Annotated in this window: 24 protein-coding genes and 1 pseudogene; 12 read left to right on the top strand and 13 right to left on the bottom strand. The window is 59.8% G+C overall.

The genetic code is table 11. The features are described from left to right. Window position 1: 1 nt before the first annotated feature. A complete protein-coding gene (locus tag AC3EA7_RS07090; RefSeq protein WP_488613337.1) occupies window positions 2-763 on the bottom strand; it encodes an SDR family NAD(P)-dependent oxidoreductase in 762 nt (253 codons plus the stop codon). 873 nt (window positions 764-1,636) lie between these two features. Here AC3EA7_RS07090 and AC3EA7_RS07095 point away from each other — a divergent pair. After that, complete coding sequence (locus AC3EA7_RS07095) at window positions 1,637-5,140, top strand: cyclic nucleotide-binding domain-containing protein (RefSeq protein WP_488613338.1); 3,504 nt, start codon at window positions 1,637-1,639, stop codon at window positions 5,138-5,140. Between the two features lie 21 nt (window positions 5,141-5,161). On the opposite strand, the gene tyrS is transcribed toward AC3EA7_RS07095, so the two are convergent. Then, complete coding sequence (tyrS, locus tag AC3EA7_RS07100) at window positions 5,162-6,436, bottom strand: tyrosine--tRNA ligase (protein ID WP_488613339.1); 1,275 nt, start codon at window positions 6,434-6,436, stop codon at window positions 5,162-5,164. 345 nt (window positions 6,437-6,781) lie between these two features. Here tyrS and AC3EA7_RS07105 point away from each other — a divergent pair, with 345 nt between their 5' ends. The 4 genes from AC3EA7_RS07105 (at window position 6,782) to AC3EA7_RS07120 (ending at window position 8,790) form a co-directional block, all read left to right on the top strand. Beyond that, on the top strand, window positions 6,782-7,273 hold the full coding sequence (locus tag AC3EA7_RS07105; RefSeq protein ID WP_488613340.1) for an aminoacyl-tRNA deacylase: 492 nt from the start codon (window positions 6,782-6,784) through the stop codon (window positions 7,271-7,273). Between the two features lie 30 nt (window positions 7,274-7,303). Then, window positions 7,304-7,516 (top strand): dodecin family protein, encoded by a 213-nt coding sequence (locus AC3EA7_RS07110; RefSeq protein ID WP_488613341.1) that lies wholly within the window; start codon window positions 7,304-7,306, stop codon window positions 7,514-7,516. Window positions 7,517-7,932: 416 nt separating this feature from the next. Continuing rightward, complete coding sequence (locus tag AC3EA7_RS07115; RefSeq protein WP_488613342.1) at window positions 7,933-8,172, top strand: hypothetical protein; 240 nt, start codon at window positions 7,933-7,935, stop codon at window positions 8,170-8,172. 9 nt (window positions 8,173-8,181) lie between these two features. Continuing rightward, window positions 8,182-8,790: a cation efflux transmembrane domain-containing protein gene (locus AC3EA7_RS07120; protein WP_488613343.1), complete on the top strand. Its 609-nt coding sequence runs from the start codon at window positions 8,182-8,184 to the stop codon at window positions 8,788-8,790. A 603-nt stretch (window positions 8,791-9,393) separates the two neighbouring features. Here the strand turns inward: AC3EA7_RS07120 and AC3EA7_RS07125 are convergent. The 5 genes from AC3EA7_RS07125 to AC3EA7_RS07145 all read right to left on the bottom strand — a co-directional run bounded on the left by AC3EA7_RS07125 (window position 9,394) and on the right by AC3EA7_RS07145 (window position 15,937). Beyond that, a complete protein-coding gene (locus AC3EA7_RS07125; protein WP_488613344.1) occupies window positions 9,394-10,863 on the bottom strand; it encodes a sensor histidine kinase in 1,470 nt (489 codons plus the stop codon). 483 nt (window positions 10,864-11,346) lie between these two features. Then, window positions 11,347-12,513: an iron-containing alcohol dehydrogenase gene (locus tag AC3EA7_RS07130; RefSeq protein WP_488613345.1), complete on the bottom strand. Its 1,167-nt coding sequence runs from the start codon at window positions 12,511-12,513 to the stop codon at window positions 11,347-11,349. 1 nt (window position 12,514) lies between these two features. Further along, on the bottom strand, window positions 12,515-13,741 hold the full coding sequence (locus AC3EA7_RS07135) for a CpXC domain-containing protein (RefSeq protein ID WP_488613346.1): 1,227 nt from the start codon (window positions 13,739-13,741) through the stop codon (window positions 12,515-12,517). A gap of 90 nt (window positions 13,742-13,831) precedes the next feature. Next, window positions 13,832-15,610 (bottom strand): long-chain-fatty-acid--CoA ligase, encoded by a 1,779-nt coding sequence (locus tag AC3EA7_RS07140; protein WP_488613347.1) that lies wholly within the window; start codon window positions 15,608-15,610, stop codon window positions 13,832-13,834. A 156-nt stretch (window positions 15,611-15,766) separates the two neighbouring features. Next, window positions 15,767-15,937 (bottom strand): hypothetical protein, encoded by a 171-nt coding sequence (locus AC3EA7_RS07145; RefSeq protein WP_011956813.1) that lies wholly within the window; start codon window positions 15,935-15,937, stop codon window positions 15,767-15,769. 318 nt (window positions 15,938-16,255) lie between these two features. Between AC3EA7_RS07145 and AC3EA7_RS07150 the strand changes: the two genes are divergently transcribed. The 3 genes from AC3EA7_RS07150 to AC3EA7_RS07160 are packed head-to-tail and all read left to right on the top strand — an operon-like array spanning window position 16,256 to window position 18,618. Beyond that, window positions 16,256-16,486, top strand: a complete 231-nt coding sequence (locus AC3EA7_RS07150) for an Lrp/AsnC ligand binding domain-containing protein (RefSeq protein ID WP_488613348.1) — start codon at window positions 16,256-16,258, stop codon at window positions 16,484-16,486. Between the two features lie 51 nt (window positions 16,487-16,537). Continuing rightward, window positions 16,538-17,260: a potassium channel family protein gene (locus tag AC3EA7_RS07155; RefSeq protein ID WP_488613349.1), complete on the top strand. Its 723-nt coding sequence runs from the start codon at window positions 16,538-16,540 to the stop codon at window positions 17,258-17,260. Then, entirely contained in the window at window positions 17,257-18,618 is a 1,362-nt protein-coding gene (locus tag AC3EA7_RS07160; RefSeq protein ID WP_488613350.1) for a TrkH family potassium uptake protein, read from the top strand. The genes AC3EA7_RS07155 and AC3EA7_RS07160 overlap by 4 nt, the downstream gene beginning before the upstream one ends. 14 nt (window positions 18,619-18,632) lie before the next feature. Here the strand turns inward: AC3EA7_RS07160 and AC3EA7_RS07165 are convergent, their stop codons facing one another. From AC3EA7_RS07165 to AC3EA7_RS07175, 3 genes are all read right to left on the bottom strand, one after another. Further along, entirely contained in the window at window positions 18,633-18,785 is a 153-nt protein-coding gene (locus AC3EA7_RS07165) for a hypothetical protein (protein WP_488613351.1), read from the bottom strand. Between the two features lie 255 nt (window positions 18,786-19,040). Continuing rightward, window positions 19,041-19,202, bottom strand: coding sequence for a helix-turn-helix domain-containing protein (locus AC3EA7_RS07170; protein ID WP_488613352.1), 162 nt, complete (start codon window positions 19,200-19,202; stop codon window positions 19,041-19,043). Window positions 19,203-19,208: 6 nt separating this feature from the next. Continuing rightward, window positions 19,209-19,910: a hypothetical protein gene (locus tag AC3EA7_RS07175; protein ID WP_488613353.1), complete on the bottom strand. Its 702-nt coding sequence runs from the start codon at window positions 19,908-19,910 to the stop codon at window positions 19,209-19,211. 280 nt (window positions 19,911-20,190) lie between these two features. Here AC3EA7_RS07175 and AC3EA7_RS07180 point away from each other — a divergent pair. From AC3EA7_RS07180 to AC3EA7_RS07195, 4 genes and pseudogenes are all read left to right on the top strand, one after another. Further along, a pseudogene (locus tag AC3EA7_RS07180) lies at window positions 20,191-21,753 on the top strand (hydantoinase B/oxoprolinase family protein). Continuing rightward, window positions 21,684-22,214 (top strand): hypothetical protein, encoded by a 531-nt coding sequence (locus AC3EA7_RS07185; protein WP_488613354.1) that lies wholly within the window; start codon window positions 21,684-21,686, stop codon window positions 22,212-22,214. The pseudogene AC3EA7_RS07180 and the gene AC3EA7_RS07185 overlap by 70 nt, the downstream one beginning before the upstream one ends. A gap of 17 nt (window positions 22,215-22,231) precedes the next feature. Next, window positions 22,232-22,720, top strand: a complete 489-nt coding sequence (locus AC3EA7_RS07190; protein WP_488613355.1) for an acetone carboxylase subunit gamma — start codon at window positions 22,232-22,234, stop codon at window positions 22,718-22,720. 52 nt (window positions 22,721-22,772) lie between these two features. Then, window positions 22,773-24,350 carry a class I adenylate-forming enzyme family protein gene (locus AC3EA7_RS07195; RefSeq protein WP_488613356.1) on the top strand — a complete coding sequence of 526 codons (1,578 nt, stop codon included), beginning with the start codon at window positions 22,773-22,775 and terminating at the stop codon, window positions 24,348-24,350. Window positions 24,351-24,730: 380 nt separating this feature from the next. Here AC3EA7_RS07195 and mnhG read toward each other — a convergent pair whose 3' ends face one another. From mnhG to AC3EA7_RS07210, 3 genes are read right to left on the bottom strand one after another with little or no spacing between them, the layout of a single operon-like run. Then, the gene (gene mnhG / locus AC3EA7_RS07200; protein ID WP_488613357.1) at window positions 24,731-25,162 is read right to left on the bottom strand and encodes a monovalent cation/H(+) antiporter subunit G; all 432 of its coding nucleotides are present in this window, start codon (window positions 25,160-25,162) and stop codon (window positions 24,731-24,733) included. After that, window positions 25,159-25,422, bottom strand: coding sequence for a cation:proton antiporter (locus AC3EA7_RS07205; RefSeq protein WP_488613358.1), 264 nt, complete (start codon window positions 25,420-25,422; stop codon window positions 25,159-25,161). The genes mnhG and AC3EA7_RS07205 overlap by 4 nt, the downstream gene beginning before the upstream one ends. Beyond that, window positions 25,422-25,892: a Na+/H+ antiporter subunit E gene (locus tag AC3EA7_RS07210; RefSeq protein ID WP_488613359.1), complete on the bottom strand. Its 471-nt coding sequence runs from the start codon at window positions 25,890-25,892 to the stop codon at window positions 25,422-25,424. The genes AC3EA7_RS07205 and AC3EA7_RS07210 overlap by 1 nt, the downstream gene beginning before the upstream one ends. Window positions 25,893-25,895: the final 3 nt, after the last annotated feature.

A 25,895-nucleotide genomic window follows, 5' to 3' on the forward strand; every position in this document is an offset into this window, starting at 1 on the left:
CTCAGTGCAGCACCACTGCCTCGCCGGTGGTAGAGGCGCCTTCAGGACCGGCAAGACGCAGCGCAGCGATAGCGACTTCCTCCGGCGACATAGCCCGTTGCTGACCACCGCGCGACAGCAGCGCCTCACGCGCTTCCTCCGGTGTGCGACCAGTCTTCGCTGCCAGGGCATTGATCGCGTCCGCCATCATATCGGTATCGACCCAGGCAGGACAGATCGCATTCGATGTAATGTGGTACCGTTGCAACTCAAGCGCCAGCGAGCGCGTCAGACCAAGCAACCCATGCTTTGCGGCGCTATAGGCCGCCGAGAAGGGCATCCCGACCAGTGACGCCATCGACGCGATATTAATAATCCGCCCGCCGCCGCGTGCAATCATATCGGGAACGATCGCCTTGCAACAATAATATGCCCCATTGAGATTCACCTGAACGACCCGCTCCCATAGCGCGTCATCGGTATCGGTCAATTTGGCGCTGTACGTCATGCCGGCATTGTTCACCAGAATATCAAACGGACCAAGCACTGCACGCGCGGTGCTGACGGCGGTATAGACCTGCATGGCATCGGCAACATCGCACGTGACAGCGACCGCGCGCCCGCCACGCTGTTCGATAATGGCGCACACCTCGTCGAGCGCCTCTCGGTTGCGCCCGGCAATCGCAACAGCGGCGCCGGCGCCGGCGAAAGTAAGCGCAATCGCCCGTCCAATTCCACGCCCACCACCTGTAATGAATGCCGTCTTTTCATTGAGCGTACTCATCAGCGACCTCACTGCCTCATCACCCACACACAACCTTCGATCCGTCCGAGGGGTCGATAGTATCTGTAGTCTACCGCAGCGTTTGGATGTGGTCAAACCACACAGCGACGCCACTATTGTACCATTTCTTTAAGCACACCCTTTGCACAGCGAACTGCACTGAATTGCATCATATTAAGGGCTTGTAAAATCATCTGGCATGGAGTATACTATCTTTACCGCCCTGGTAGAGTAACTCAGCGAAGGGCAAGCACTTGAACAACCCGACGCACCCGCACCTGGCAAGCGATAGCACTGCAAAGGTCTGTCGTAAGCTGAGGGAAACGAGAGGTTTTGGATCTGCTCGGGGAGACCAGCAAATACGCGCGGTAATGTGAAAAACCGTCGCGCTAGGAGCCGGGTGCGGCGCTTCGAGATGATTACGGTAACGTGAAAACGTACCATATCATCTCAAAGATCAGCGATGTCGTTATGTCTCGGGTACGAGCATGCGAAGCAGCTGATTGAAGCAGTCGGGTTAAGTAAAGGCAAACCACGCTGAGTGAAAAAATCAGGGCGTCCTTTTTCTGTTAGCGCATGCAACATGGCGCGGGCGCGCGGGTGCATGCCGTTCGTCCTTACCTGTCAACGGCGCCTCTGGGCGTCGCGCCACGCCCCTACACCACGCCGCAACCCCCAATCCGAGGCGTTGTGCCGTGACCCTCCACGCACCGTCGCCTGCAACGCACCCACGGGCGTCGGGCGCACGCCGCCACGTTCCTACCGGGCATGCCCACGTGCCATGTCAACCTGCAACCTTCACACCTGCAACCGTACCACCCACCCTCGCACAGCGTCTTCGAGCCACTGGCACGCCATGCTAGAATAAGAGCGATGGCAACACTGAATGCTACAACAACCCTGGACTCCAGCACAACCGAAGCCGTCTCCCGTCCGCTACCCGGCGGCATCTGGGCGGCAGTGCGGCAGGGCGTCGCCACACCGTCCACCGCAACGACTCAGACATATACGCTCCTTCGGGAACGGACCGCTCACCGATCAGGATCGAATGCTCTCTGGACGACCCTGCGCAACCGCACCGATCCGGCGCTGTATCGCCCCCATGCCATTCCCGACGTTGCTGCCGAACCAATATGCGAAGGCGACCAGACTCTCTACATCGTGCGCAGTCCGCGCGGCAATTACCTTCGTCTGACCGAAGCGCAACACGAGGTCTGGCGCGCAATGGACGGCACACGCACTGTCTCCGAACTGGGACTCGCCGCCTTTCGCCGACGTGGACTGATCCTGCCAATCGGCGAACTGGTTGCGGGGCTCAAAGCGGAAGGGCTGCTCTTCGACCAGCCAACCGGCGTCTATCGCGCCATCAACGAAGCGCTCGCCAGGGGCACGACCGGCGCCTGGGGACGCCGGCTACAACGAGTCCTGACCGGTGCAACACTGGCGCTGCCTGGAATCGACAGTTTTTACGACACGATGTATCGCTGGGGCGGCAGGTTGCTCTTCAGCCGCGTTTTTGCTTTCCTTGCCGGTATCATCGCAATCATTGGCATGATCGCGTTTGGGCTGGCAATGAGCAGCAACTCCGATACCTATGAGATCATCCGGCTCAACGACTCGGTGACACTGGGACTGGCTGCGCTATGGGCTGTTACGCTTCTGTCCTTTGTGGTCCACGAGAGCGCACACGCATTGGCAGTGAAGCATTTCGGACGAACCCTGACTCGTGGTGGCGTGATGCTGTATTACGGCTTGCCTGCCGCGTTTGTCGATACCAGCGATATCTGGCGCTCGCCACGCCGTGCGCGGATCATCGTATCAGCCGTCGGTCCTGCGGCAGACCTGCTGGTCGGCAGTCTGGCGGCGATTGCCGCCTACCTGTTGCCAGATACCGCCGTCGGTGCGATTGCCTACAAGCTGGCGTTCACCAGTTTTGTGTCGAGCGTGTTCAACCTGAATCCACTCCTCGAACTCGACGGCTACTATATTCTCGTCGATCTGCTGCGCATGCCGGACCTCCGGCGATCGGCGCTAGCGTATGTGCGTGGTCCGCTGTGGAGCAAACTCGGTGCGCACATGCGTATGCGCTACACGCGCCGGCGACAACGCGCGGGTAAACAACCGGCGGCAACAACGCTTCATTTCGATGAGCGCATCTTGCCGTTCAGCCGCGAAGAACGCATCTACGCAATCTATGGTGCGGCAACGGCGCTCTATACCCTGCTGGCAATCATTGGCGCAGTATGGTTCTGGCAGCAACAGATCCTCGAACCGGCTCTGGAGTTATTGCGCGGCGCCTGGTGGCAACAACTGATTGGCGTAGCGCTGATCCTGGTGGTTGTATTACCGGCGGTCGCTGCCATTCTGCTTGCGATCTGGGAAGCCGGTCAGACCATCGTTGGCTGGCTGGTCCGGCGCGGGTATGGACGACAACCTGGTCTTCTCTCGACGGTCGGCGTGCTGCTGGCGCTGATCGCGGCGCTGATCGTTATGACAACCGAGTATGGCGCCTGGAGGTGGATCGCACTGGCGCTTGGACCGGCGCTCTGGCTTGTAGCGCTCAATGCACTGCTGGCCATTCGCCCGTACTATCGCGGCGCGGCCATTTACCCGGCAGTGCTGGCGCTGATCGCAACGACAGGTCTTGCCGGATTGGCAGGCGTCGCGCGGGCATTGCCGCTGCCGTCCGGCATCTGGGTCACACTGGATAGTCTGGCGTTTGTCGGGTTGCTGGTCGCGGGGTTCACGGCGTTGCTCGACGTGGACCTGCGCGCGACACCGCTGCGCGAGTTGCTCGGAACGGCTGTCTTGTTGATGATCGCCTTCGCAATTGGCGGAGCGGCGCTCTTCAGCGCCCAAAGCGTCTACCCTGCCGCAGGCGCGTTTGCGTGGCTGGCAATGGCGGCGCCAGCCTACTTTGGCGCGCTGGCGCTGGCGTTGTTGTTGCAGCATCTGTTTGGGCTGGCGGACTCGCGGCTGGTCTGGGCATGGGCATTACTCTGGGCAGGCGCGCTGGTCAAAACTGCCGGTTACATTGCCGACCTGCGCGGAAACGGGCTGGCGCTCGATGTGCTGGGGGCAGGATTGTGGACGACGGCATGGCTGGTGCATCTGGTCACACTTCGCCATCTGACGCTGCGCGAGTTTCGCTGGGAGCACATTCCGAGCATGAACGAAAGCGAACGTCTGGCACGCGCCTTCCAACTGACCTATCGCGGTTGTTATCATCTGCTGCATTCGGTGTATGGCGAACGCCGCGCGCGCGCCCTCGATGATCGAATGGACATTCTGGCAGCCACAGCAAACTGGGAGATCACCCTGGATCACGAACATGCACGAATCGGGCGGCAGGTCACCATGCTCCCAATTGCCGAACAGGGCGCACGATTCGCCGAAGTGTTGCGTTACACCGTTGCCGAGATCGAGAACATCGCAGGCGCTGCATTTGCGCGGCGCGGCATTCAGGCGGCATACGACGCATTACCCTGGCCCGAACGTGAAACGGCAAGCCGGCTCTGCTTCCCCGACACGCCGTGGGCGCGCGAGTTGTCGAGTTCGTTCGGTGATGTGCGCGCTGCGCGTTTGCGCTTGCTGCGGCAGGTCGATGTTTTCCTGCACTGTGACGATGACGAGCTGGAGGCGCTGGTCGCAAGCGCTATCACGCAAACCTTCTCCGCAGGTGCAACAGTGCTGCGCGCCGGCGCATCAGCGCCAGGAATCTGGATCATCGAAGCAGGAGAAATTGTTGCACGGCACGGCAGTCGGATCGTCGCAGAACTTCATCGCGGCGACACGGTCGGCGCCGAAGAAGTGCTGGGAAGCACTTCCAGTAAGTATACCTATCGCGCAACCATGGCATCGAGCCTGCTCTACCTGCCGGCAGATGAGTTCTTTCGCCTTGCTGCGGATCGCGCTCCGCACGCCGCAACCGGACTGGAGTCCGCCGAAGTGCTCCGCTTGCTCGAACGTGTGCCGCTGTTCGCCGATCTCCCGCGCAACACGTTGTGCGGCCTGGCGGCGATTGCCGAGCAGCGCACCTATCCGGCGCGCACCGTCGTCGTGCGCCAGGGAGCGCCGAGTGGCACGTTCTTCGTCATTCGCAAAGGGACAGCGGCTGTTGTCCGGCGCGACAAAGCAACCAATGGATCGCAACCGAACCTGCGGCCGGTTGCGCGGCTAGGACCGCAGGAGTTCTTCGGCGAACTCGAACTGTTGCGCACCGCACCTCCGGTGGCAAGCGTCATCGCTCTGACCCCACTTACGGTTTTGGCGCTGCCGCACGCTGCGATTCAGGCGCTGGTACACAGCGACGGCGGCGTTTCACAACGGCTCGAACGGGTCGGAACCGGGAGGCTGAAGGCGTTGGAGGGCAGCTAAAGGATCGATCCCGACAGATACTCATACCAGCCGGATCAGGTGGTAATGCCTGCGCCCTTTGCGCACCACGATAAACCGTCCCTCGATACTGTCTTGCAGTGTCAGCCGGCGCCCCAGATCGACGCTCTGGATATTATTGATGTAGATGCCGCCACCTTCAACGGCGCGTCGCGCGTCGCTTTTCGACGTAGCGACGCCGCAGCGCACCAGCGCATCGATCAGGCTCATCCCATCACCTTCGAGGTCCTGGCGCAGGAACGTGGTCGACGGCACATCCTCGAAGATATCCGCCACATCATCGGCGCTGAGGCTGACCAGCGAACCGCCGAACAGCGCCTGTGACGCCTCTTCGGCGCGCGCCAGCGCTGTTTCGCCGTGCACCATGCGCGTCACGTCGCGCGCCAGGCGTTGCTGCGCGGCGCGACGCTTCGGTTGATGCGCCGTGATCTGCTCTAGTTCTTCGATCTCGGCGGCGCTCAACCAGGTAAAGTATCGCAGATACTTGCCGACATCCGCATCATCGATGTTGTACCAGAACTGGTAGAAGTGGTAGGGCGACGTGCGCTTCGGATCAAGCCACACCGCCCCTGACTCGGTCTTGCCGAACTTCGTGCCATCTGCTTTCGTCACCAGCGGATAAACCAGCCCATACGCCTTCTGCCCGAGCGTGCGACGGATCAGCTCGATGCCGGCAGTAATGTTTCCCCACTGGTCACTGCCGCCTGCCTGAAGTTTACAGCCATGATGCTCAAAAAGATAGGCAAAATCGTATGCCTGGAGCAGCATGTAGCTGAACTCGGTGAACGAAATGCCGGTTTCACTGGTCATCCGTGAGCGAACCGAGTCTTTCGCCAGCATGTAATTGACGGTCAGATGTTTGCCAACATCGCGCAGAAAATCCATCAGCGACATGCGCGTCAGCCATTCGGCGTTATTGAGAAGTTTGGCGGAATAGTCGCCGGCATCGAAATCGAGAAACTGAGCAAGTTGGCGCTTGATTGCCTCGACATTTGCAGCGACCTGTTCTTTGCTGAGCAGGGGACGTTCCTGGGTTTTGCCGCTTGGATCACCGATCAGCCCGGTACCGCCGCCAGCCAGCGCGATCGGCGTGTGCCCCCAGCGCTGGAAACGCGCCAGGGTCAGCAATGGCAGTAAATGACCGATATGCAGACTATCAGCGCTGGGGTCAAAGCCGATATAGAGCGTTACACGCTCACGCTCCAGCAATTCTTCCAGCCCTTCGCTGCTTTCGTACAGCAGCCCGCGCCAGCGTAGTTCGTCAAGAATTGTTGTCATAGCACTGAGATGAGAACCAGGGATTAGGGGTTAAACACTTTGTGCCCCTCTTGCCTCGCGCCTCTTGCCTCTTGCCTCGCGCCTCTTGCCTCGCGCCTCTTGCCTCGCGCCTCGCGCCTCTTGCCTCGCGCCTCTTGCCTCGCGCCTCTTGCCTCGCGCCTCTTGCCTCGCGCCTCTTGCCTCGCGCCTCTTGCCTCGCGCCTCATACCTGTCTGCTAGCATACCAGCAATGGCGCAGATCGTCAAAAAGTGAACGAAAATTCCCTCTGAGTCGTCGCTTCTGCCCGGATTGACACGAGGGAGTCGTGTATACTGTGAGACCAACAGGCACAAGGAGGTGCTGCAATGACGTGTCTCGAACGCCTCGGCGCGTATTTGCGCGAAAATCGCGTTTCGTACACAATTCACCGTCATCCCACCGCGTATACCGCTTCCGCTGTCGCCGCTTACGAACACGTGCCGCCCCACACCTTCGCCAAAGTCGTGATGGTTTTCATCGACGGACGGCTGGCGATGCTCGTCGTACCCGCCGATGCCCGCGCTGACCTGGCACGGCTCGCCGAGATCATCGGAGCGCGAGAGGTCTGTCTGGCAGACGAGCGCGAATTCGCGCCGGTGTTTCCCGACTGTGAGCCTGGTGCGATGCCGCCATTCGGCAATCTATACAACCTGCCGGTATATCTGGATCGCGATCTCACTGCATGCGAAACGATCACCTTTCAGGCAGGCACACACCAGGATGCCATCAGTATGCGGAGCGACGATTTCATCCGTCTTGTACGCCCATTCATTGCCTCATTCGAGCGCGACGTGCGGATGCTGGCAGGTCATTTTTGATCAGGTCGTTATGTAGTAAGGAGGAAAGCCATGTCCGAGAGCGTGTACAAGATCATCGAATTGGTCGGCACAAGTTCTGAGTCGTGGGAGAAAGCAGCGGTAAACGCCATCGAGACCGCATCACGCCACCTGAAGGATCTCCGGGTTGGCGAGGTGGCCGAGATGGACATTCACCTGGAAGATGGCAAGATCATGTATCGCACGAAACTGAAGGTATCGTTCAAGTACCACGAAGATATTTGAGAAGGTGCAATTGGGTGGGCGAAGGCAGTGCCTTCGCCCACCCAATTGACTTTTTAGACACGCCCTGATGAGGAACAAACCATTCACGGCATGGCTGCGACCGATGAGATGGAAGGCGACCGAAGCCGGGGATCCGCTCCGCCCCGCGCCAACCCACACCCCCGCCCCACGCTGATGAACATTTACAAAAGAATCCGGCATTCGCTCTGCGCCCGGCGGCTAAAGCCGCGATCCACGGTTGCGAAGCCTGCCTGCACAGGCTACCCCGGATTTAATTCCTCATATTCATCAGAATCAGGCTCGTCGCGCGGGCGTGCCGCCAACTGGACTCTTCCGAGGTTTGTGCTACAATATGACCACCTTCTGATAGACATCTGACAGAAAATTGAAACCGCTTGTTCAAGGGAGATATGCGGATGTCTACTGTTGAATTGGACGCACTTATCGACCGTCTTCTGCCGCGTGTGCTTGCCGATCGTGATCTTGGCGACGGTCGCGTGTTCACTCGTTTACACCTGCAACACCTCTGGGCGCTCAGCTGTCTCTATGCCGGGCAGTGCTACGACGAAACACTCCTCATTGATCGTCTTACCACACGCCTGCCGCGTCATGTCATCCTGAGCCAGGACATCAGTGCTGTGCCGGCAACTCCATAGGATTTCATCATGAGCGTTGAAAACACATCCCTTCAAACGTCGGATACGGCGTTGCGTGGCGCTGTGCTCTTCGTAGCCCTGGCAAACTTCGTCTATTTTGGGATCGAATTCGCTATAGCCCTCGCAATTGGATCAGTGGCGTTGTTTGCCGACAGTATCGACTTCCTCGAAGATACGGTGCTCAACCTGCTCATTCTTGTCGGGCTGAGCTGGTCACCTGTCTGGCGCGGACGGCTGGGGATGATCCTCGCCGCCATTCTCTTGATCCCCGGACTTGCGACGATTCAGACAGCATGGGAGAAATTTCTGCATCCCACCCCGCCCGACCCGACGTGGCTGGCTGTAGCAGGAGCGGGCGCCCTGGTCATCAACCTGACCTGTGCGCTGGTGCTTGCCCGTCATCGGAAGCATCGCGGGAGTCTGGCAAAAGCCGCTTTTCTTTCGGCACGAAATGATGCGCTGGCGAACATCGCCATTGTCGTGGCAGGGCTTCTGACCGCCGTCATTCTTTCGGGATGGCCTGACCTCATCGTGGGATTGGGAATCCTGGCAATGAATGCCGATGCGGCGCGACAGGTCTGGATCGCGGCGCGACGTGAGGTTCGTGCTGAGAACTGATACTAACGTGCGGTCAGTCAGACAAGATGTTCGCACGACGCAACGATCCACGCAACAAGCAACCACGAAGGTCACCAAGGGACACAAAGGAACTGCGCTTTATGGTGCTTCCCCTTCGTGCACTTCGTGTCCCTGGTGGTGAAGCCTCTATGCAGCGACCACGAAGGTCACCAAGGGACACAAAGGAACTGCGCTTCATGGTGCTTCCCCTTCGTGCACTTCGCGTCCCTGGTGGTGAAGCCGATGTGCAGTGGACTCAATCATGGTTTTTGAATACGTATTCCGCCAGCCACTCGTCCGCCCGGCAGCTGAAGCTGCGGGTTACTGCTGCAAAGCCCGCCTGCACGAGTTCAACCAGGCGATACCGGATGATGTGCTCAAAAACCATATATTGTACAAATGACCGCGTATTCGTATGAGAACTGAGGGGTTAGGGGAACCTGCACATCTGCCCACCTGGAACTTGCTCGCCGTCCGCCGTCCCACGCGGTCAACGGGCGCCACCGCACACCACGCTTGCCGTCCGCCGTCCCACGCGGTCAACGGGCGCCATTCCACAGGTAACGATTACCTTCAACTCTTCACAGTGTCACTCTGCTCCATTCACGGAGGTGTTGATTTGCCCACCTCCTCATACGACAGTTCCACGGCAGGGAGAGCGATACACATCACCGAACCGTCACTCCCGGTGTGCTCGAGCCAGATCTGACCGCCGAGCATCTCGATGTCACGGCGCGCCAGGCTCAACCCCAAACCAACACCCGGCTGCTCCGCCAGCGCGCGGGTGCGACGACCACGATAAAATGCGTTGAACAACAAATCACGTTCATCAGGCGGAATGCCAGGTCCCTGATCCTTGACCGTAATAATGGCAAGACCGTCCCGCACATCTGCGGTAATGATCACTGTTCCCTTGTCGCTATACCGAACAGCATTATCGATCACCTCATGCAACGCACGACGCAGATTGGTGACCTCCCCCCAGACTGCGAGTCCTTCTGGCGCCTGCATTTGTAGACACAGCCCTTTTGCGCGCACAGAGGGCATGAATGACTCGGCCATCTCTTCGAGCAATGGCAGCAGTTCAATCGATGACGAGGGGCGATGCATGTGGGCTGTGGCATTCTCGAAGGTGTGATCGAGCAGAAGCACGCGATCAACCAGGGCTTCGAGCTGCAGAATACTGTTGCGCACGACGTGGCTAAGGTCGCGCATCAGTTCAGGTTGATGCGTGAGCAGTTGCAATGCAAGCGAAAGGCTTGTGACCGGTGTGCGCAGTTCGTGCCCGACATGCTCGATGAACTCGTCTTTCAGTTTGTCCAGTCGGCGTAGTTGATTGTTGAGACGCGCAATCTCGGTATAGGCGCGCGTATTCTCGATAGCGCTGGCGATGGCAGGCGTCAGCGTGATGAGCAGGCTGATCGTCTGGCGCGAATAGCCCCGGCGGCTCATCGGCCATCCGCACCCATACATTCCAACCAAACGACCGCCAATCCGCAGCGGAAAAAGAAGCCCTATGCCCTGCGCAACGAAAGGGCGCGCCCACTCATCCTCGGCATGGGCAGGAATACGCAGATAATCCGTGCAGCGACGCACTTTACCGATGCTCGCTCCCTGCGCCAGGATCGTTGCACCTGGTAGATGCGCTTCCTGACCAATTGCGACGAACATCTGATCTTCCAGCGGCTCGAGCATCCAGAGGGTCGCACGGTACAACCGTAACCGGTGCGGGAGATCATCGATGAGGAGGACGCACAACGCAGCAGGCTCGATCGTACGGCTGAGCGCAGTGCTGAATTCGCGCAGGATTTCCTCGCTATCTTGCCAGCGCAGGCGCAGCAGCCGGTTGCTCAGAGTGACCAACCGCCGCCGCAAGGGAACGACCGAAACGGCTATCCCAACCGACGCCAGCATATGCACCGTCATCTGGTCCTGGACGCCGCTCCGGCGCAGGATCGTCATCAGTCCGAGGTACAGGGCGATCAGGAGGAGCGCCAGACTGACATTGACCACGACCATGCCAAGCAGTCGCGCCCGCAAATATGTATCAACCAGGGTCGATCTGCGCTCCATGGTTCTCTCTCACGCATAGTTCCCCGCATGAAAGAAAACGCACTATGGATTGTCGCAGGTACGATGAAGTCCCTGCTTTCGAGGCTATCCGAAAGATCGCCATGTGACGGGAGGCGAAGGTGACGATCGGGTGAGGCGAACACCGCCAGCACATCCTGGCAGCATCAGGGGGGGCGCCCCTCGGTCTTATGGAGGCAGGTTGTTCCGGCGCGCTCTTGCGTTCTATCGCCCATTGCGCGCATCAGAATGCCGGTACGGACGAAGCGCTGCCTCGCTCCAGCGGTTCCCTTCTCCTGCGGGAGGAGAAAGGGACCTCTCACGTGGAGCGTTTTGTACAGCAGCAGGGCGGGTCTGAGACCCGCCGTGCGAGTTGCTGGACAACGTCAGCCGCAAAACGGTCACCACGGGCAATGATTATGCACCATCGGGTTGATGCTCTATGAGACATGAACGCCATCGGCGGAAGGCGAATATGCCGAAATCTCACCAGGCAGCGCGCAGGATAGCCAGCGCGTCTTCATACTCCACCGGGAGCGGGTTGCTCATGATGGCGCCATCCATCAAGGTTCCCTCGGCGAGCGCAGACAACGCATCCTCGGGCACGCCAACGTCGCGCAGGCGCGTAGGCAAGCCGCAATCATCGGCAAGTTTAGCGACAGCGGCGATCCCGTCAGCAATGACATCCTCTTCGGGGCGCCCGCCTGCGTTGACGCCCATCGCCCGCGCAATCCGAACCATGCGATTGGGAACAACCGAAGCGTTGAAGCGCATGCCGTGCGGCAGGAGAATCGAATTGGCCGTACCGTGATGGACGTGATATGTTGCGCCGACGGTGTGCGAGGCGGCATGAATGATGCCGGTATTAACACCAATGCCTGTTGTTGAAAACGCAATCCCCGCCATAGCGGCAGCGATCAACATATTGCCGCGCGCTTCGAGATCATCGCCGTTGTGCGTGGCTGCGCGCAGGTAGTTCGAGATCATGTCGATCGCCTGCAGCGCCAGGCTGTCGGTAATCGGGTTGGCGCCGACGCCGACGAACGTCTCGACGGCGTGGCTGAGCGCGTCCATACCGGTGGCTGCCGTCAGGCGCGGCGGCAGGGTGCGCGTCATCTCCGGGTCGAGGATGGCCAGTTCGGGTCCCAGGTATGGGCTGAGGAAGAAGAGTTTCTGTTCGGACTGCTCATCACGAATGACTGCGACCGGCGTGACTTCGCTGCCGGTGCCGGCTGTCGTCGGAATGGCAATCATAGGAAAGAGCGGGCGCGTGAGCAAATTCGCGCCCTGATAGTCGTACAGGGCGCCGCCCTCGGTCAACAGGATACGCATTGCTTTGGCGGTATCGATAGCAGAACCGCCGCCAACCGCGATCAGCACGTCGGCGCCCGCCTCGCGCGCCACGGCGGCGCCCTGCTCGACCGTGGCCACCGACGAGTCAGGCGGAACATCGGTAAAGGCGCCGGCGACAGCGATAGAGCCTTCCAGACCTTCGCGCACCCGGTCGAGCAATCCCGCCTGCACGACACCGGGATCGGCAACGAGTAGCGCACGCTGAACGCCCATTTGCGAAACTTCGTTGGCAAATTCACGCGCCAGGCCGATCTTGTACATCAATCGGGTGCGCATGTGGTACTCGAAAAAGTCGATCATGTCACTCCTCCTGAAGCCCCTCTCGAACTCGACGAAGTAAAGCGCGGCACTCGACCGCATACTCTGCCAGCGCGTGATCGCCGCGAGCGCGAGCGCCGGCAGCCAGTTCGAACAGCGCAGCATGCGCCGCATCTGTCAGCAGTGCAGGATACTCGCTGACGACCGCCACCAGTGCGTCGGCCTCGTGACCGGCGCGCAAGAGCGCATCGATTGCCTGACGCAGCCCTTCGTCGCCGGTCATATCGGCGCGCAGGCGCGCAAGCGCATCGCGGCGCAGTTCGATCGCCTGCGCCAGATGTTCGTTCCCTTCATCCAGCGCTGCATCGACACGCGCTGCCAGTTCATCGTCCACCCATGGCTCGAGCAGCGTCGGATAATCGGAGACGGCTTCACGTAGCACACGCAGGCTTTCGGCGCGCAAAAACACCTGATACGCCTGATCCGTGAGATGCAACGCTGCGGACTCAGGGCTAGAAGACGCAGCGGTCAGAAGAGCGGCGGAATGATCGTGCCGATCGCCGGACAAGATGCCGGCGCGCACATCATTGAGCAGGACGCGCGCCTCTGTCAGCGCCCGAGCGATGTCGTGCTCCGCCTGAGCGCGTGCAGCGCCGATGAGTTGTTCGATGACAGCATCGGCATCTGGCGTCGCGAGTGCGGGATGCCGATCAACCACTGCAGCAACCTCTGCAGCGGTATCGGCTGCAATCAGTTCCTCGATGGCCAGGACGATGGCATCGGGCGCGGAAGAGGCGTCCAACGGTTCAACCGGCGGAGGAGGCATCTGGACAGTGCGGGAACGATCCGGGGTCTCCAGCGAACGCGGAGCGAAGCGTCTGCCACGACGCAGCATCGCTTTGCGCACGCCACCGGCTTCAACTTCCACCTGCACATCGCCGAGGTAGGGGAGACGCGCCTCTTCGGGAAGGCTGCCGACCAGCACATACAGCAGTTCCTGCGCCCGTTCGCGCCACACATGCTCCGGAGCGTCGGCAGGCGCCGCAAAATAGACGCGCCGCCCGTCCGGGTCGTGGACGAGCAGAGGACCGCCTGCATCCGCCTGATGGCCGCACTGCGGGCAGACCACCACATTGAGCTCGCCCGACAGCAGCATGTCGGCCAGATCGGGACGTTCCCGCGCATCGAGGAGCGTCCAGATTTCCGCCTCGAACGGCATACGGCAGACCGGACAGGTCAGCGAAGCAAGTTCGGCATACGAGATCGACATACCAGTAACAGGCGACAGACCCCACCCAACCGGTCGACTGAGCGTCTGTCGCCTTCCCTCCATCAAACGCTGCGCGGGAACGGCACAGCATCATGAATTGGCGGACGGTGCGCCTGCTGGTTCCATCGCCTGCGCCGGCGCGCCCGCGAGTTTCGCCTTTTCTTCTTCGACCAGCACGCGCCGCAGCACCTTGCCCACCATAGTCTTGGGCAATTCGGCGCGGAACTCGACTTCACGCGGCACCTTGTACGGCGCGAGGTGCTGTTTGCAGAACTCACGAATCTCGTCCGGCGTTGCACTCTCGCCCGGCTTGAGCACGATGAACGCCTTGATCGTATCATCGCCGCGCGTTGGATGCGGAATGCCGACGACCACCGCCTCGAGCACCTTGGGATGCGTGAAGAGCACTTCCTCGACATCGCGCGGCAACACCTTGTAGCCCGACGCGATCATCATATCCTTCTTGCGATCAACGATGTAGAAGTACCCTTCCTCATCGACCTTGCAAATATCGCCGGTACGCAGCCATCCGTCGCGGGTAAACGTCGCTTCGGTCTCCTCAGGGCGATTCCAGTACCCCTTCATCACCATCGGACCCTTGACGACCAGTTCGCCTTCTTTGTCCGAGCCAAACGGAATGTCTTCCCCTGTTTCCAGATCGATGATCTTTGCATCGACATCCGGCAGCGGAATGCCTATCGACCCCTTCTTACGCTTGCCGAACACCGGGTTGCAATGCGAGACCGGCGAGAGTTCCGTCATACCGAAGCCTTCAACCAGGCGCCCGCCGGTAATCTGCCCAAACTTCTCCTGAACCTCGATGGGCAGCGGCGCCGAGCCGCTGATACAGGCTTTGATCGACTTCAGATCATACTCATTGATGCGCGGATGGTTGACGATGCGAATATACATCGCCGGCACGCCGGGGAAGAGGGTCGAGCGCTCGCGCTGCATTACATCCATCACATGATCGAGTTCGCGCGGGTTGGGGACGATGGTCAACTCGCCACCCAGGTAGAGGCCATAAATCATTGCAACGGTCATGCCATAGACGTGGAAGAACGGAATGGCGCACATCATCTTTTCGGCGCCATAGTCGGTCTTCGTCAGCCAAGAGGCGACCTGCACCGTGTTCGCCACCAGATTGTAGTGGGTCAGCATCGCCGCCTTGGGCAAACCCGTCGTCCCGCCGGTATACTGGAACAACGCAACGTCTTCGGGCTGCACATCGACTGCGGGCGGATTGGGACCATAGCGTTCGAGGAGATGCTGGAACAGGTACACGCTCGAGTCCTTCGAGACATCGACCCAATCCGGTTGTTTGCTCTGTTTAGCGTGCACCAGGAAGCGCGACAGGGGACCAAGGGTATCGTAGATATACGCCACAATAACGCGCTTGAGCGGCGTTTCGGCGCGAATTTCCTGCAGGCGCGGATAGAACAGGTTCAGCAGCACGATCGTCTCAGAGCCGCTATCGACTAGTTGATGCTTCAATTCGCGCGCGGTGTACGTTGGATTATTATTGACGACGATGGCGCCGATACGCATTGCCGCAAAGAACGCAATCACATAGTGCGGCGAGTTGGGCAGCATCAGCGCGACGCGATCACCCTTGCGCACTCCCAGTTGATAGAGGGCATTGGCGAAGCGATCGACCATTTCATTGAGCTTCTGGTAGGTCATCTTACCGCCGACGGTATACAGACCGCGCGCCAGATAGCTCAACACAAAATTGGTTGCTGTGTTGTACGGATACTTTCTCGTACTCTCCGCCAGAAAGTGGTTCAGGGTGACGTTGGGGATTTCGACAGAACGCGGCACATTCGGCTCATAGCTCGCAAACCAGAGGCGATCCATACTGTTGTTCATGATACATGCTCCTTTGCATGGCGTCAGGCGGCGCACCAGACCCCATCAACTCTTTTACCTCAATCAGACGAAATTAGCGCCGTCAAGCGAACGTTCCACCCGCTGTGCTGCCAGGCGGATGCGCCTGGCAGCGCCATGTCTCTGCGCCCGTGACGTTTACACGTCGTCGCGCAACCAACCGCGCTCACGCGCAATAAACTTGATGGTGGCATCATCAGGCGGGTACAGACCGGCAGCCTGATAGGCGTACGCCAGCAGCGCCGCTCCACCGATCATGCCGATACCCAGGCCGATAAGAAACGCTAGTGCGCCCACAACGTTGCGCATGACCGAAACTCCTCTCGCGGTATCCTAAGCCTCACCCTGCTTGCCTGAGAACAGGTGCACCCGTATGATACCGCACAGCGCGCCCTTGCGTCAACTGCTTTCGGACGCGGCGCGTCATCTGCAGGGCGGCCCGGAATGCGCGGTTGTGTTCGCATCAAACAGCGCTGTGCTATAATACATGTCGGTCGCCCCGAACTCACTGGAGAGTCGACGACACACGGCGCCGGCGCCATCGTTGCTGACCTGCCGCTTTTCCCAGGCGCGTCTTCTCCATGAGGACGGGTTTCGTCCAGGCATAAACAAAGGCGGAGGTGCGTCATGCTTGCCAGAGCCTATGTACTGATCGAAGCCGAAGCCGGACATGTAAGCTCAGTCCTTGCCACGTTGCGCGCGATCAAAGGCATCACCCTTGCCGATCCGGTGACCGGTCCATACGACATTATCGTGACGATCGAAGTTCCCGACCAGCGCGACATTGGTCGTCTGGTGATGAATGAACTGCACGGCATTCCAGGAATCAAGCGCACAGTGACGTGTCTGGCGATCTGAAATCGAAAGACGGATACCGCCCAGGGCGCAGAACTGTCGAAGAACGGGTTGTTGCCAGATGCGACAGGTTTGCGGCTGTTCGACGTACTGCAACAGGGTGATACGGTGCCCCGGCTCAACGGAAAACCAGAGTTTGCGGTGATCGGTCTCGGGCGATTCGGCAGCAGTCTGGCGCTGACGCTCGCTGAACGCGGGTTCAGCGTTCTGGGCATCGACCGCGACCGTGCCATCGTTCAGTCGCTGGCTGATCGTTTGACCCAAACCGTGGCCCTCGACTCGACCGATGAGCATGCGTTGCGCGCCGTTGATATTCCTTCGTTCGATACCGTCGTTGTCGCCATCGGATCGAACTTCGAGGCGAACCTGCTCACCACCGTGGCGGTCAAATCGCTGGGGGTGCCACACGTTATCTGCAAAGCGACCACTGATCGCCAGCGAACGATCCTGCTGCGGGTCGGCGCCGACCGCGTCATTCTGCCGGAACACGAAGCCGGGTGCCGTCTGGCGCAGGAACTCGCCGCCCCGGGCATGGTCGATCAGATCGCGCTGGGTGTCGAGCACAGCATCACTGAATTGCGCGTTCCGCCATCGTTCGTCGGCCATACATTGCGCGAATGCGATCTACGTCGCCGCTACGGGGTGACCGTACTGGCAGTCAAGCGCGGCGAGCATCTGACAGTTTTTCCGGCGCCGGATTTTACCTTTGCGCATGGCGATCTGCTGGCGGTTATCGGTGAGAATCAGAGCGTTGCACGGATTGCCGAATTGAAATGAGCTTCTTGCCGCGCTCATCGGCGCGCCCATCCCCTCGACGGCGTCCCATACCGGTTGCGTTGCGCCTGGTGATCGGCCTGGCGATCCTGGTTGCTGCAGGCACACTGGCGCTCATGCTGCCAGGGATGGGCGCAGAGCGGTCCCTGCACTGGAACGAGGCGCTGTTCACCGCAGTCTCAGCCTTGAGCGTGACCGGTCTTTCGATTATTACCCCCGTCTACGACCTCAGCCTCGCCGGACAGATCGTGCTCTTAATGCTGATTCAGATCGGCGGCGTCGGGTTCATGGTCATGGCAGTGATTGTCTTTCAGTTGCTGGGAAGACGGATCACCCTCACCGATCGCCTGGCGCTGACCGACTCCATGGGATTGCTGATGCCTGGCGCAATTGTGCAACTGGTGCAGCGCGTACTGCTGACGGTGCTGCTGATCGAATCCATCGGCGCGGCATTGCTCTGGCTCCACTGGCGCGATATGCTGGGACCGGAACGCGCCCTGCTGTATGCGATCTTCCACTCGGTATCCGCCTTCTGCAACGCCGGTTTCGACCTGTTCAGCGGGTTGCCGCAGCACCCGTACGGCATTCCCAACGATAGCGTCACGCTGGCAATCCTGGGGGCGCTGATCTTTCTCGGCGGTCTGGGCATCCCGGTGTTGGCGGAGTTGCTCACCTTCTGGCGCATCCGCTTTTCGCTCCATACCCGCATTACGCTGACCGTCGTCATCACGCTGGTGCTGATTGGCGCGTGCGGATTATTCCTGACGGAACAGCAACCTGCCCATCCCCTGGCACACGAGCCGCTGGACCGGAAGGTCGCCCTGGCGCTCTTTCAATCCATTTCGACCCGCACTGCCGGGTTCACTGCATTGCAGCCACTCGATGATCTATCGCCCGCCGGTCAGTTGCTGACGATTGTACTGATGTTCATCGGATGTGCGCCGGCATCGATGGGCGGTGGCATTACGACCGGAACGTTTGCAGTGTTGATGCTGGCAGTTGGCGCATATGCGCGCGGTCTGGCGTCGCCGCAGATTGGCGGGCGCACCCTGGCGGCGCAGACGGTGCGCAAAGCGGCGGCTATCCTGACCATTTCGCTCCTGGTGGCGCTGACGGCGACCTGGCTTATCCTGGCGACCCACGAAGCGTCGCTCGACCAGGCGTTGTTCGAGGTGGTATCGGCGTTTGCAACCTGTGGTTTATCGCTAGGCTTGACCGGTAAGTTGAACGTGTTTGGTCAACTGGTCATCTGTGTCATGATGTTCTGGGGGCGACTGGGGGCGCTGACGCTGGTGGCTGCTCTAGCGCGCCAGCGCCCGCAACTGGTGGCGTACCCGGAGGAGCAGGTGCTCATCGGGTGACGCGGGCCATCGTATCAGGCGTTGAAGACAAAGGTATTGAGCAGCAGGGTCAATCCGATCAGCACCAGAGCGGTGAGCAGAATGGCAATCGTCTGTGCCACGCCCAAGGGCAGTGATCGAACGGCCACCAGCGATGTCTTGCGTACTTCCGGCGACGACTGTACCATTGGCATCCCTCCTGTTTTTTCTTTTAGCATACTGGTACATTCGTCACGAGAAAAGGGCATGGCATCCCGGACACAAGCGGGGAAAACTTCCCGGCGGCGTGAGAGGTTCGTTGTGAGAGACTGCCCGGAACATCTGGCAGGGTGGGCGAAGGCAATGCCTTGCCCACCCTGCTGCACGTTATGCGGCGATTTTTCGGATAGCCTATCCGCTTACGCGAAAGCGTCATGAGGCAAGTCGCTTTCGCGCCCATAACCTCACAATCCAGAGCGATTCGTTCTGATGCGCCGGCGAACGTAGACCGACGGCGGCTCGCCGAAGTGTTGCCGGAAGACGCGGCTGAAGTGGGGCAGATCGTGAAAACCCCAGCGTGTGGCGATGTCGCGAATGCTGCCACGGTCGCCGCCGTGCCGGAGCAATTCGCTTCAGATCGCTTCCAGACGGCGAATCGCGATCCAGCGAGCGACCGTGATGCCGGTTGACGCGAAGAGCGTATGCAGATAGCGAACGGAGATTCCAAATCGATCAGCAATGGATTGCGGGCTGAGTTGATCGTCATCGAGGCAACGTTCGATGTAGGCGCAGATAGCGGTAAGCAACTTGCGGCGATGAGTCGACAGACGACCGCCAAGCGTCTGCTCACTGCGAAGCCACACAATGATCGCGTCAATTGCGCCATCTCCCAGCGCCTGGCGCTGCTCATCGCTGAGCAATGGCGCCTGCGACGCAAAGGCTGCCAGCATACGGGCGCAGATGGCGCCGCCTCCCTGGGCAGCCGACAGCCTCCTCCCGGTCAGATCCATGATGCTGCCGAGCCGGGCGGTCAGCGTGGCTGCGGGAAGCAGCGCGAGCAAAGCGCGCCCTGGAGGACGCGGCGCGAGCGTCAGTGAAGCGCCCCCATCCCACAACCAGCCAGCGCCGGGTTCCAATTCAGTGTGCTGTTTCTGATACGTTGATCCTGACTCTTCGACGCTGATCGCTAGCGCACCGCCATCAGCCAGCACCAGCATCATTGTGCGCGGTTCGGATGCCGGTGCAGGCGTAAAATGGGCCGCCTGCTCCAGCCATGCCACCTCAATCGCCCCATAGTTCCACGGGGCAGGCTCCACATCGTTGTGCCGCTTCACACTGTCTCCGTTGCCAGCCAACCGTTCGCGGAGATTGTGCGCGAGCCGGCGATTATCGAAGCGCCCGCATACACCCTGGTCGTTCCACCTGGTCGAGATGACAAGCGACACAACTGCGGGCGTCGGGATTGGCTGGGGCAAACGATCGCTTCGGTCGATGCTGGAGGAGAGTGAGCGCCTTTTTGCTGAAACCGGGCGCTATTATGGCATCGAGCGCCTGACGCTCAAGGAAGAAGATCCGATTCGCTACGAGAAACTCTTCTCGCGTCTGCGCGGCGGCATGGTCAATGCCCGTGAAACGGCGCTGAACATCTCTGCATCGCCGATTGTGCGCGAGATCGGCGAACTGTGCTTCGCCCTCTACACCCCTGAAGGCGACAGCATTACCCTCTCGACCGGAATTATGGTCCACGTGCATACCATGTCCGATGCGATCAAATGGAGGATCCGCAACAACTACGAAGAGAATCCTGGTATCGAAGACGGCGACATCTTCTGCAATAACGACGCTTTCATCGGCGATGTCCACAATGCCGACGTTCAGGACATTCTACCGATCTTCTGGGAAGGGGAGCTGATCGGTTGGGCGGCGGGCGTGACCCATGTGATCGATGTGGGCGCGCCGTTGCCCTCTGGTATGCCGATGGGTCCCATTCATCGCTACGAAGATGGTTTCATGCTCTCGGCGCAGAAAGTCGGCTCGAAGAACCGGCTGCACCGCGACTATGAACTACGCTGCCAGACCGCCGTGCGCCTGCCGTTCTACTGGATGCTCGACCAGCAGACGCGCATCGCCGGCTGCCAGATGATCAAAGAAGCCGTGCACCGTGTCATCCGTGAGGAAGGCATCGAGACCTACAAACGGTTCATCCGAGAAGTCATCGAAGATGGGCGCCGTTCGTTCGTGCAGCGGGTGAAGGAATTGACCATTCCCGGCACATATAGCGTGCCGAGTTTTATGGATGTGACCTTTGGCGGCGAGGCGGGCCGGTTGCCGCCCGAAGCGGCGAAGGACACATTGATGCATGCGCCGCTGACGGTGGAGATTGGTTCCGAAGGCGAATTCAAGGTCAGTTTCGAGGGCGCGAGCAAGTGGGGCTATCACTCGTTCAATGCGCCGCCAAGCGCGATACAGGGCGGGTTGTGGGTGTTGCTGACCCAGACGCTCGTGCCCAACGACAAAGTCAACGATGGCGCCTACTTCGCCATCCAGAACAACCTGCCCTATGGATCGTGGGCAAATCCCGACAATAAGTTCTGTTCGGTGAGTATCGCCTGGGTCTACCTCATCCCCGGCTATTCGGGCATCTTCCGCGCTCTGAGCATGGCGTATGTCGGTCGGGGCTACCTGGAAGAGGTCATCGCTGGACACCCCGGCACCTGGAACATGACCTAGGGTGGTGGACCCAATCACTACGGGCAACCAGGCGGCTGGACGAACTTCGAGATGAGTTCGTGCGGCACGTCAGCGCGTTATGTTATGGATGGCGAGGATACCTGCGCAGCCATGTGGAACCCGGAAGGCGACATGGGTGATGTGGAGGCGTGGGAGATCCTCGAACCGCTGCTCTACCTGGGTCGGCGCATTCGCCCCAACTCGTTCGGTCCAGGCAAGTTCCGCGGCGGCAGCGGGTTTGAGTCGATCCGCATGGTGTACAACACCCCCAATCAGGTGCTGTACAACCTTGGTGAGGCAACGTTTTCCTCGGTACGGGTCTCTTTGGTGGATACCCGGCGTTTGCGGGCTATCGTCAGAGCATCAAGCACACCGACATGGCGCGCCGCATTGCCCATCACCTGCCCTATCCGATCAGCGATGAAGATCCGGAAAATAGCCAGATGATCGCCCACGTCGAGGGTGTGCGCGAACGCGATAAGCGCACCATTCACCTGCCCGACCCCCACGCCGAGTACGATCTCTACCTGAGCGTGCTGCGCGGCGGCAATGGTCTGGGTGATGTGCTGGAACGCGATCCGACGGCAGTCGTGCGCGATCTGAACGAAGGATATCTGCTGCCGCGCTTTGCTGCCAGCACCTATGGCGTGGTTGCGTTCCAGAATGCTGAGGGCGAATGGGAACTGGATGCCGAGGCAACGGAAGAGCGCCGGGCAGCCATGCGGCGCGAGCGTATCGAGCAGAGCATCCCGGTGGAAGAGTGGATCGCTCAGCAACGAATCAGGGTCGAGCAGAAGGACTTCATCGCACCGGTGCGACAGATGTACCAGGAAAGCATGAGCCTTAGCCCGACATGGGCCGCCCACTTCCGCTCGTTCTGGGGTCTGGACGACGACTGGTCGCTGTAAAGTTGCAGAGGAGCGCCATGACGCACTACGATAAATCGACCATCGCCGATCTGGTTGACGGCAGGCTGGAATGGCCGCAACTCAAGGCGATGATGAGCAATTTCAAGGATCCCGACCGGTTCGACACGTATATCGCGGTGTTGCACGAACGGGTTCCATGGGATGACCAGATCCTGTTGCCGCTGGGACCGCACCTGTTTGTCGTGCGCAAAGCCGATGGCAGCATTGTGACGAAGAGCCGCAGCGGATATGAGTTTGGCGATTACCGGCAGAACTGGAAATTGAAGGCGCGCATTCGCGTGCGCGATACAGAGGCAAGCCTTCAGGAACTCTACCCGGCAATGATGCACTGCACTCCGGGTTGGATGGAGCTGCGCGAGTACATCGATCCGCTCGACGGCACACTCCTCGAGGTTGAGGCGGTACCGCCGAGGTATCCGATCATCCACAGTTTTCAGCCCGATCTGGAGACATTCTATCGCGAGTGGCTGGGACGAGAATTGTAGCCAGAACCCTGCGGGAGGAGCTTATCCTCCCGCAGGATTGACTCAAGGATCTATGGACACATCACTCTATGCACTGCTGGAACGGCAGGCTGCTGCTCGCGGCGAGCAGATCTATCTCTACTGGCGCGACGAGGAAGTCAGTTATGCAGCGTTTGCCCGGCGGGTGCGCCAGGCTGCTCATGGATTAAGCAGGCTCGGCGTAGGTCACGGCGACCAGGTAGCGCTGTTGCTCGGCAACTGCCCGGAGTTTCTGACCATCTTCTTCGCCTGTACAGCGCTCGGCGCAATCGCAGTGCCAATCAATCCGCGCTTGAAGGCGGAAGAGGTGCAGTACATCCTGCAGAACTCCGATAGTGTGCTGCTGGTCATCGCCGATGCTTTGTCGCCGGTCATCACTCCGGCACTCGATGGATGCCCATTGCTGCGCCATATCGTTATCGTCGGCGACATTCCGGAACTGTCAATCGGTCTGCCGGCGCATCCCTTTGCCAGCCTCTACGCAGCCGCCGATCATCCCGTCAGCGCGGCTGTCGGACCAGACGACATCGCCAGTATTATCTACACCTCCGGCACCACGGGGCATCCAAAAGGCGTTCTGCTTTCGCACGGCAACTACCTGTTCGATGTCTGGTCGTATGCAACAGCCTGTCAGATCAGCGCAGCGGACCGGCTGCTCTGCATGCTGCCCCTGTTCCACGTCAATGCGCAGGTCGCCAGTGTGCTCTCGGCGCTGCACCAGGGCGGCGCCTTGATTCTCCTGGAAGGCTTCTCACCGCGTGAGTTCCTGCCGGCGCTGGCGCGTTACCGCGCCACCAGTTTCAGCGCCGTGCCAACAATTTACGCTATTCTGAACAACCTTCCCGATGCCGGACAGTACGACCTGAGCAGCCTGCGCGTGTGCATCTGCGGCGCCGCCCCAATGCCGGTCGAGGTCTTCGAGCGCTTCGAGCGGATGTATCGCGCCTTCATTCTGGAAGGGTATGGATTGAGCGAGGGAACATGCGTCAGCACCCTCAATCCCCTCGACGGTCGTCCGCGCAAGATCGGCTCGATTGGTGTGGCGCTCCCCGGACAGGAGGTGCGGATCGTGGATGACCAGGGACAGCCTGTGCCGCCAGGAGTCGTGGGGGAGATCGTCATCCGTAGTCCAAACGTGATGCAGGGATACTACAAGAACCCCGAAGCAACTGCCGCCGCTGTCCGGGATGGATGGCTCTATACCGGTGATCTCGGTTCGTGCGACGCCGATGGCTACTTCTTCATCGTCGGGCGCAAGAAGGAAATGATCATCCGCAGCGGCGAGAATATCTACCCCAAGGAAATCGAGGAAGTGCTCTACCGGCATCCGGCAGTGGCGGAAGCAGCCGTGGTCGGGTTACCCGATCCAATCTGGGGCGAGCAGGTCGCTGTATTCATCGTCCCGCGCCCCGGCGTGCCAGCGGGCGCCGAGGCGATTATCGCATACTGCCGGGAGCATCTGGCTGATTTCAAGTGTCCACAGGTCGTAGAGTTCGTGGAGTCTTTCCCCAAAACAGCAACCGGAAAGATTCAGAAGAACCGGCTGGTGGAGCGGTACGCCAGTCTTCCTGCACACTGTTCGCCTGATGCTGAAAGGAGGGCGACGTCATGACGCACTCTTCAGGATCGAATATCGCGTAACGAGATGCCGGCGCTGTCTCCTCCCTTCACGCCCTTCGTGGATGTTCTTCTTATCCTCCACGAAGATCACGAGAGAGCGTGAAGCATGACGCTCAACACTCCGCCATCCATAAAGGCGCTCAATCGAGAAACCCTTTGCACCTCCGCGCCCTTGGATGAGGCTTTATCACAGTTCCCGCGCTTCGTGCTCCTTTGTGGCCTTCGTGGATGCTCTTCTTTTCTTCCACCAAGAGCACGAAAGGGCACGAAGCATGAAGCACTACGCTCTCTCTTCTTGTGATCCTTCGTGGTCTGAGTGGATTCCCATTTTCCGATCCACAAACTACAAATACTCGTCACTCATCACTGGCATCACCTGCCCGCGTCCCGCACATCCCCCAGCGGACCGGTGCCGCGCTGCGGGCGTCGTGATGCGCCATCGACACCGCTCAGGGTATGGCGGCGGGTATCGTAGTGCCCCTTGAGTTCGTCAATAACCGTCCCTTTCCAGCGTGGAACGCCGATCATATACGCCGCGCGCCCGATCATATGCGCAGCGACCGGGGCGGTCAGGAACAGAAAGAGCACCCCCGCAACTGCACGCACCGTAATTGCAATATCGGCGGCCGACACCGCTACTGCCAGCAGAATGCATCCGGCGCCGAGCGACGAAGCCTTGGAAGCCGCCGACATGCGCAGAAAGATGTCGGGCAGGCGAACGATGCCAATTCCTGCCAGCAGGAGCAGGAATGTCCCAATAATCAACAGCACCGAGCTGACAATATCCTGAAACAGGCTGATCATAAGCGTCGCTCCGCGTAATAGGCAAAAGCGATAGTGCCAATGAAGCCGATCAACCCGACGACCAGCGCCGCATCGAGAAAGGCGGGCTTATCATTGATCAGCGCATATGCTGCAAAAATCGCAATCGCAACCGTTCCCATAACATCGAGCGCCACCACCCGATCCGGCAGGCTTGGTCCACGCACCAGGCGGAAGACCGGCAGCGCGACTGCGATGCTCAACAAAGGCAGAATCACCCAGAGCGCAATCATCTGCACCATCAGTTAAACACCTCATACACTAATCGCTCGAAGCCATCCTTGATCCCGCGCCGGAATTGCTCCGGATCGCCAATATCGATTGCGTGCACATACAGGCAACTGCGGTCATCAGCCACATCAAGACTCAACGTGCCCGGCGTTAGCGTGATCAGATTGGCGAGCATCGTAATTTCCGCATCGGAACGAATATCGAGCGGAATAGCGACAATGCCGGGCTTGATCTGCTCGTTCGGCGTCAGCGATACGACGCGAGCCACATTAAGGTTCGCCAGAACGATCTGCCACAGCACGTAGAACACAAAACGGACAATCTGCGGCGCCTTAATGAAATAGCGTTCGCCGCGCAACTGCCGGCGCAGCGCCCAGAGCACGCCATACCCGAGCACAAAACCAAACGCCAGATTGACCGGACTGAACACGCCGGTCAGCGCGCTCCAGGCGATTGCCAGCAGAATATTCAACAAAAACATGTT

It is taken from the genome of Roseiflexus sp. (assembly GCF_057785375.1).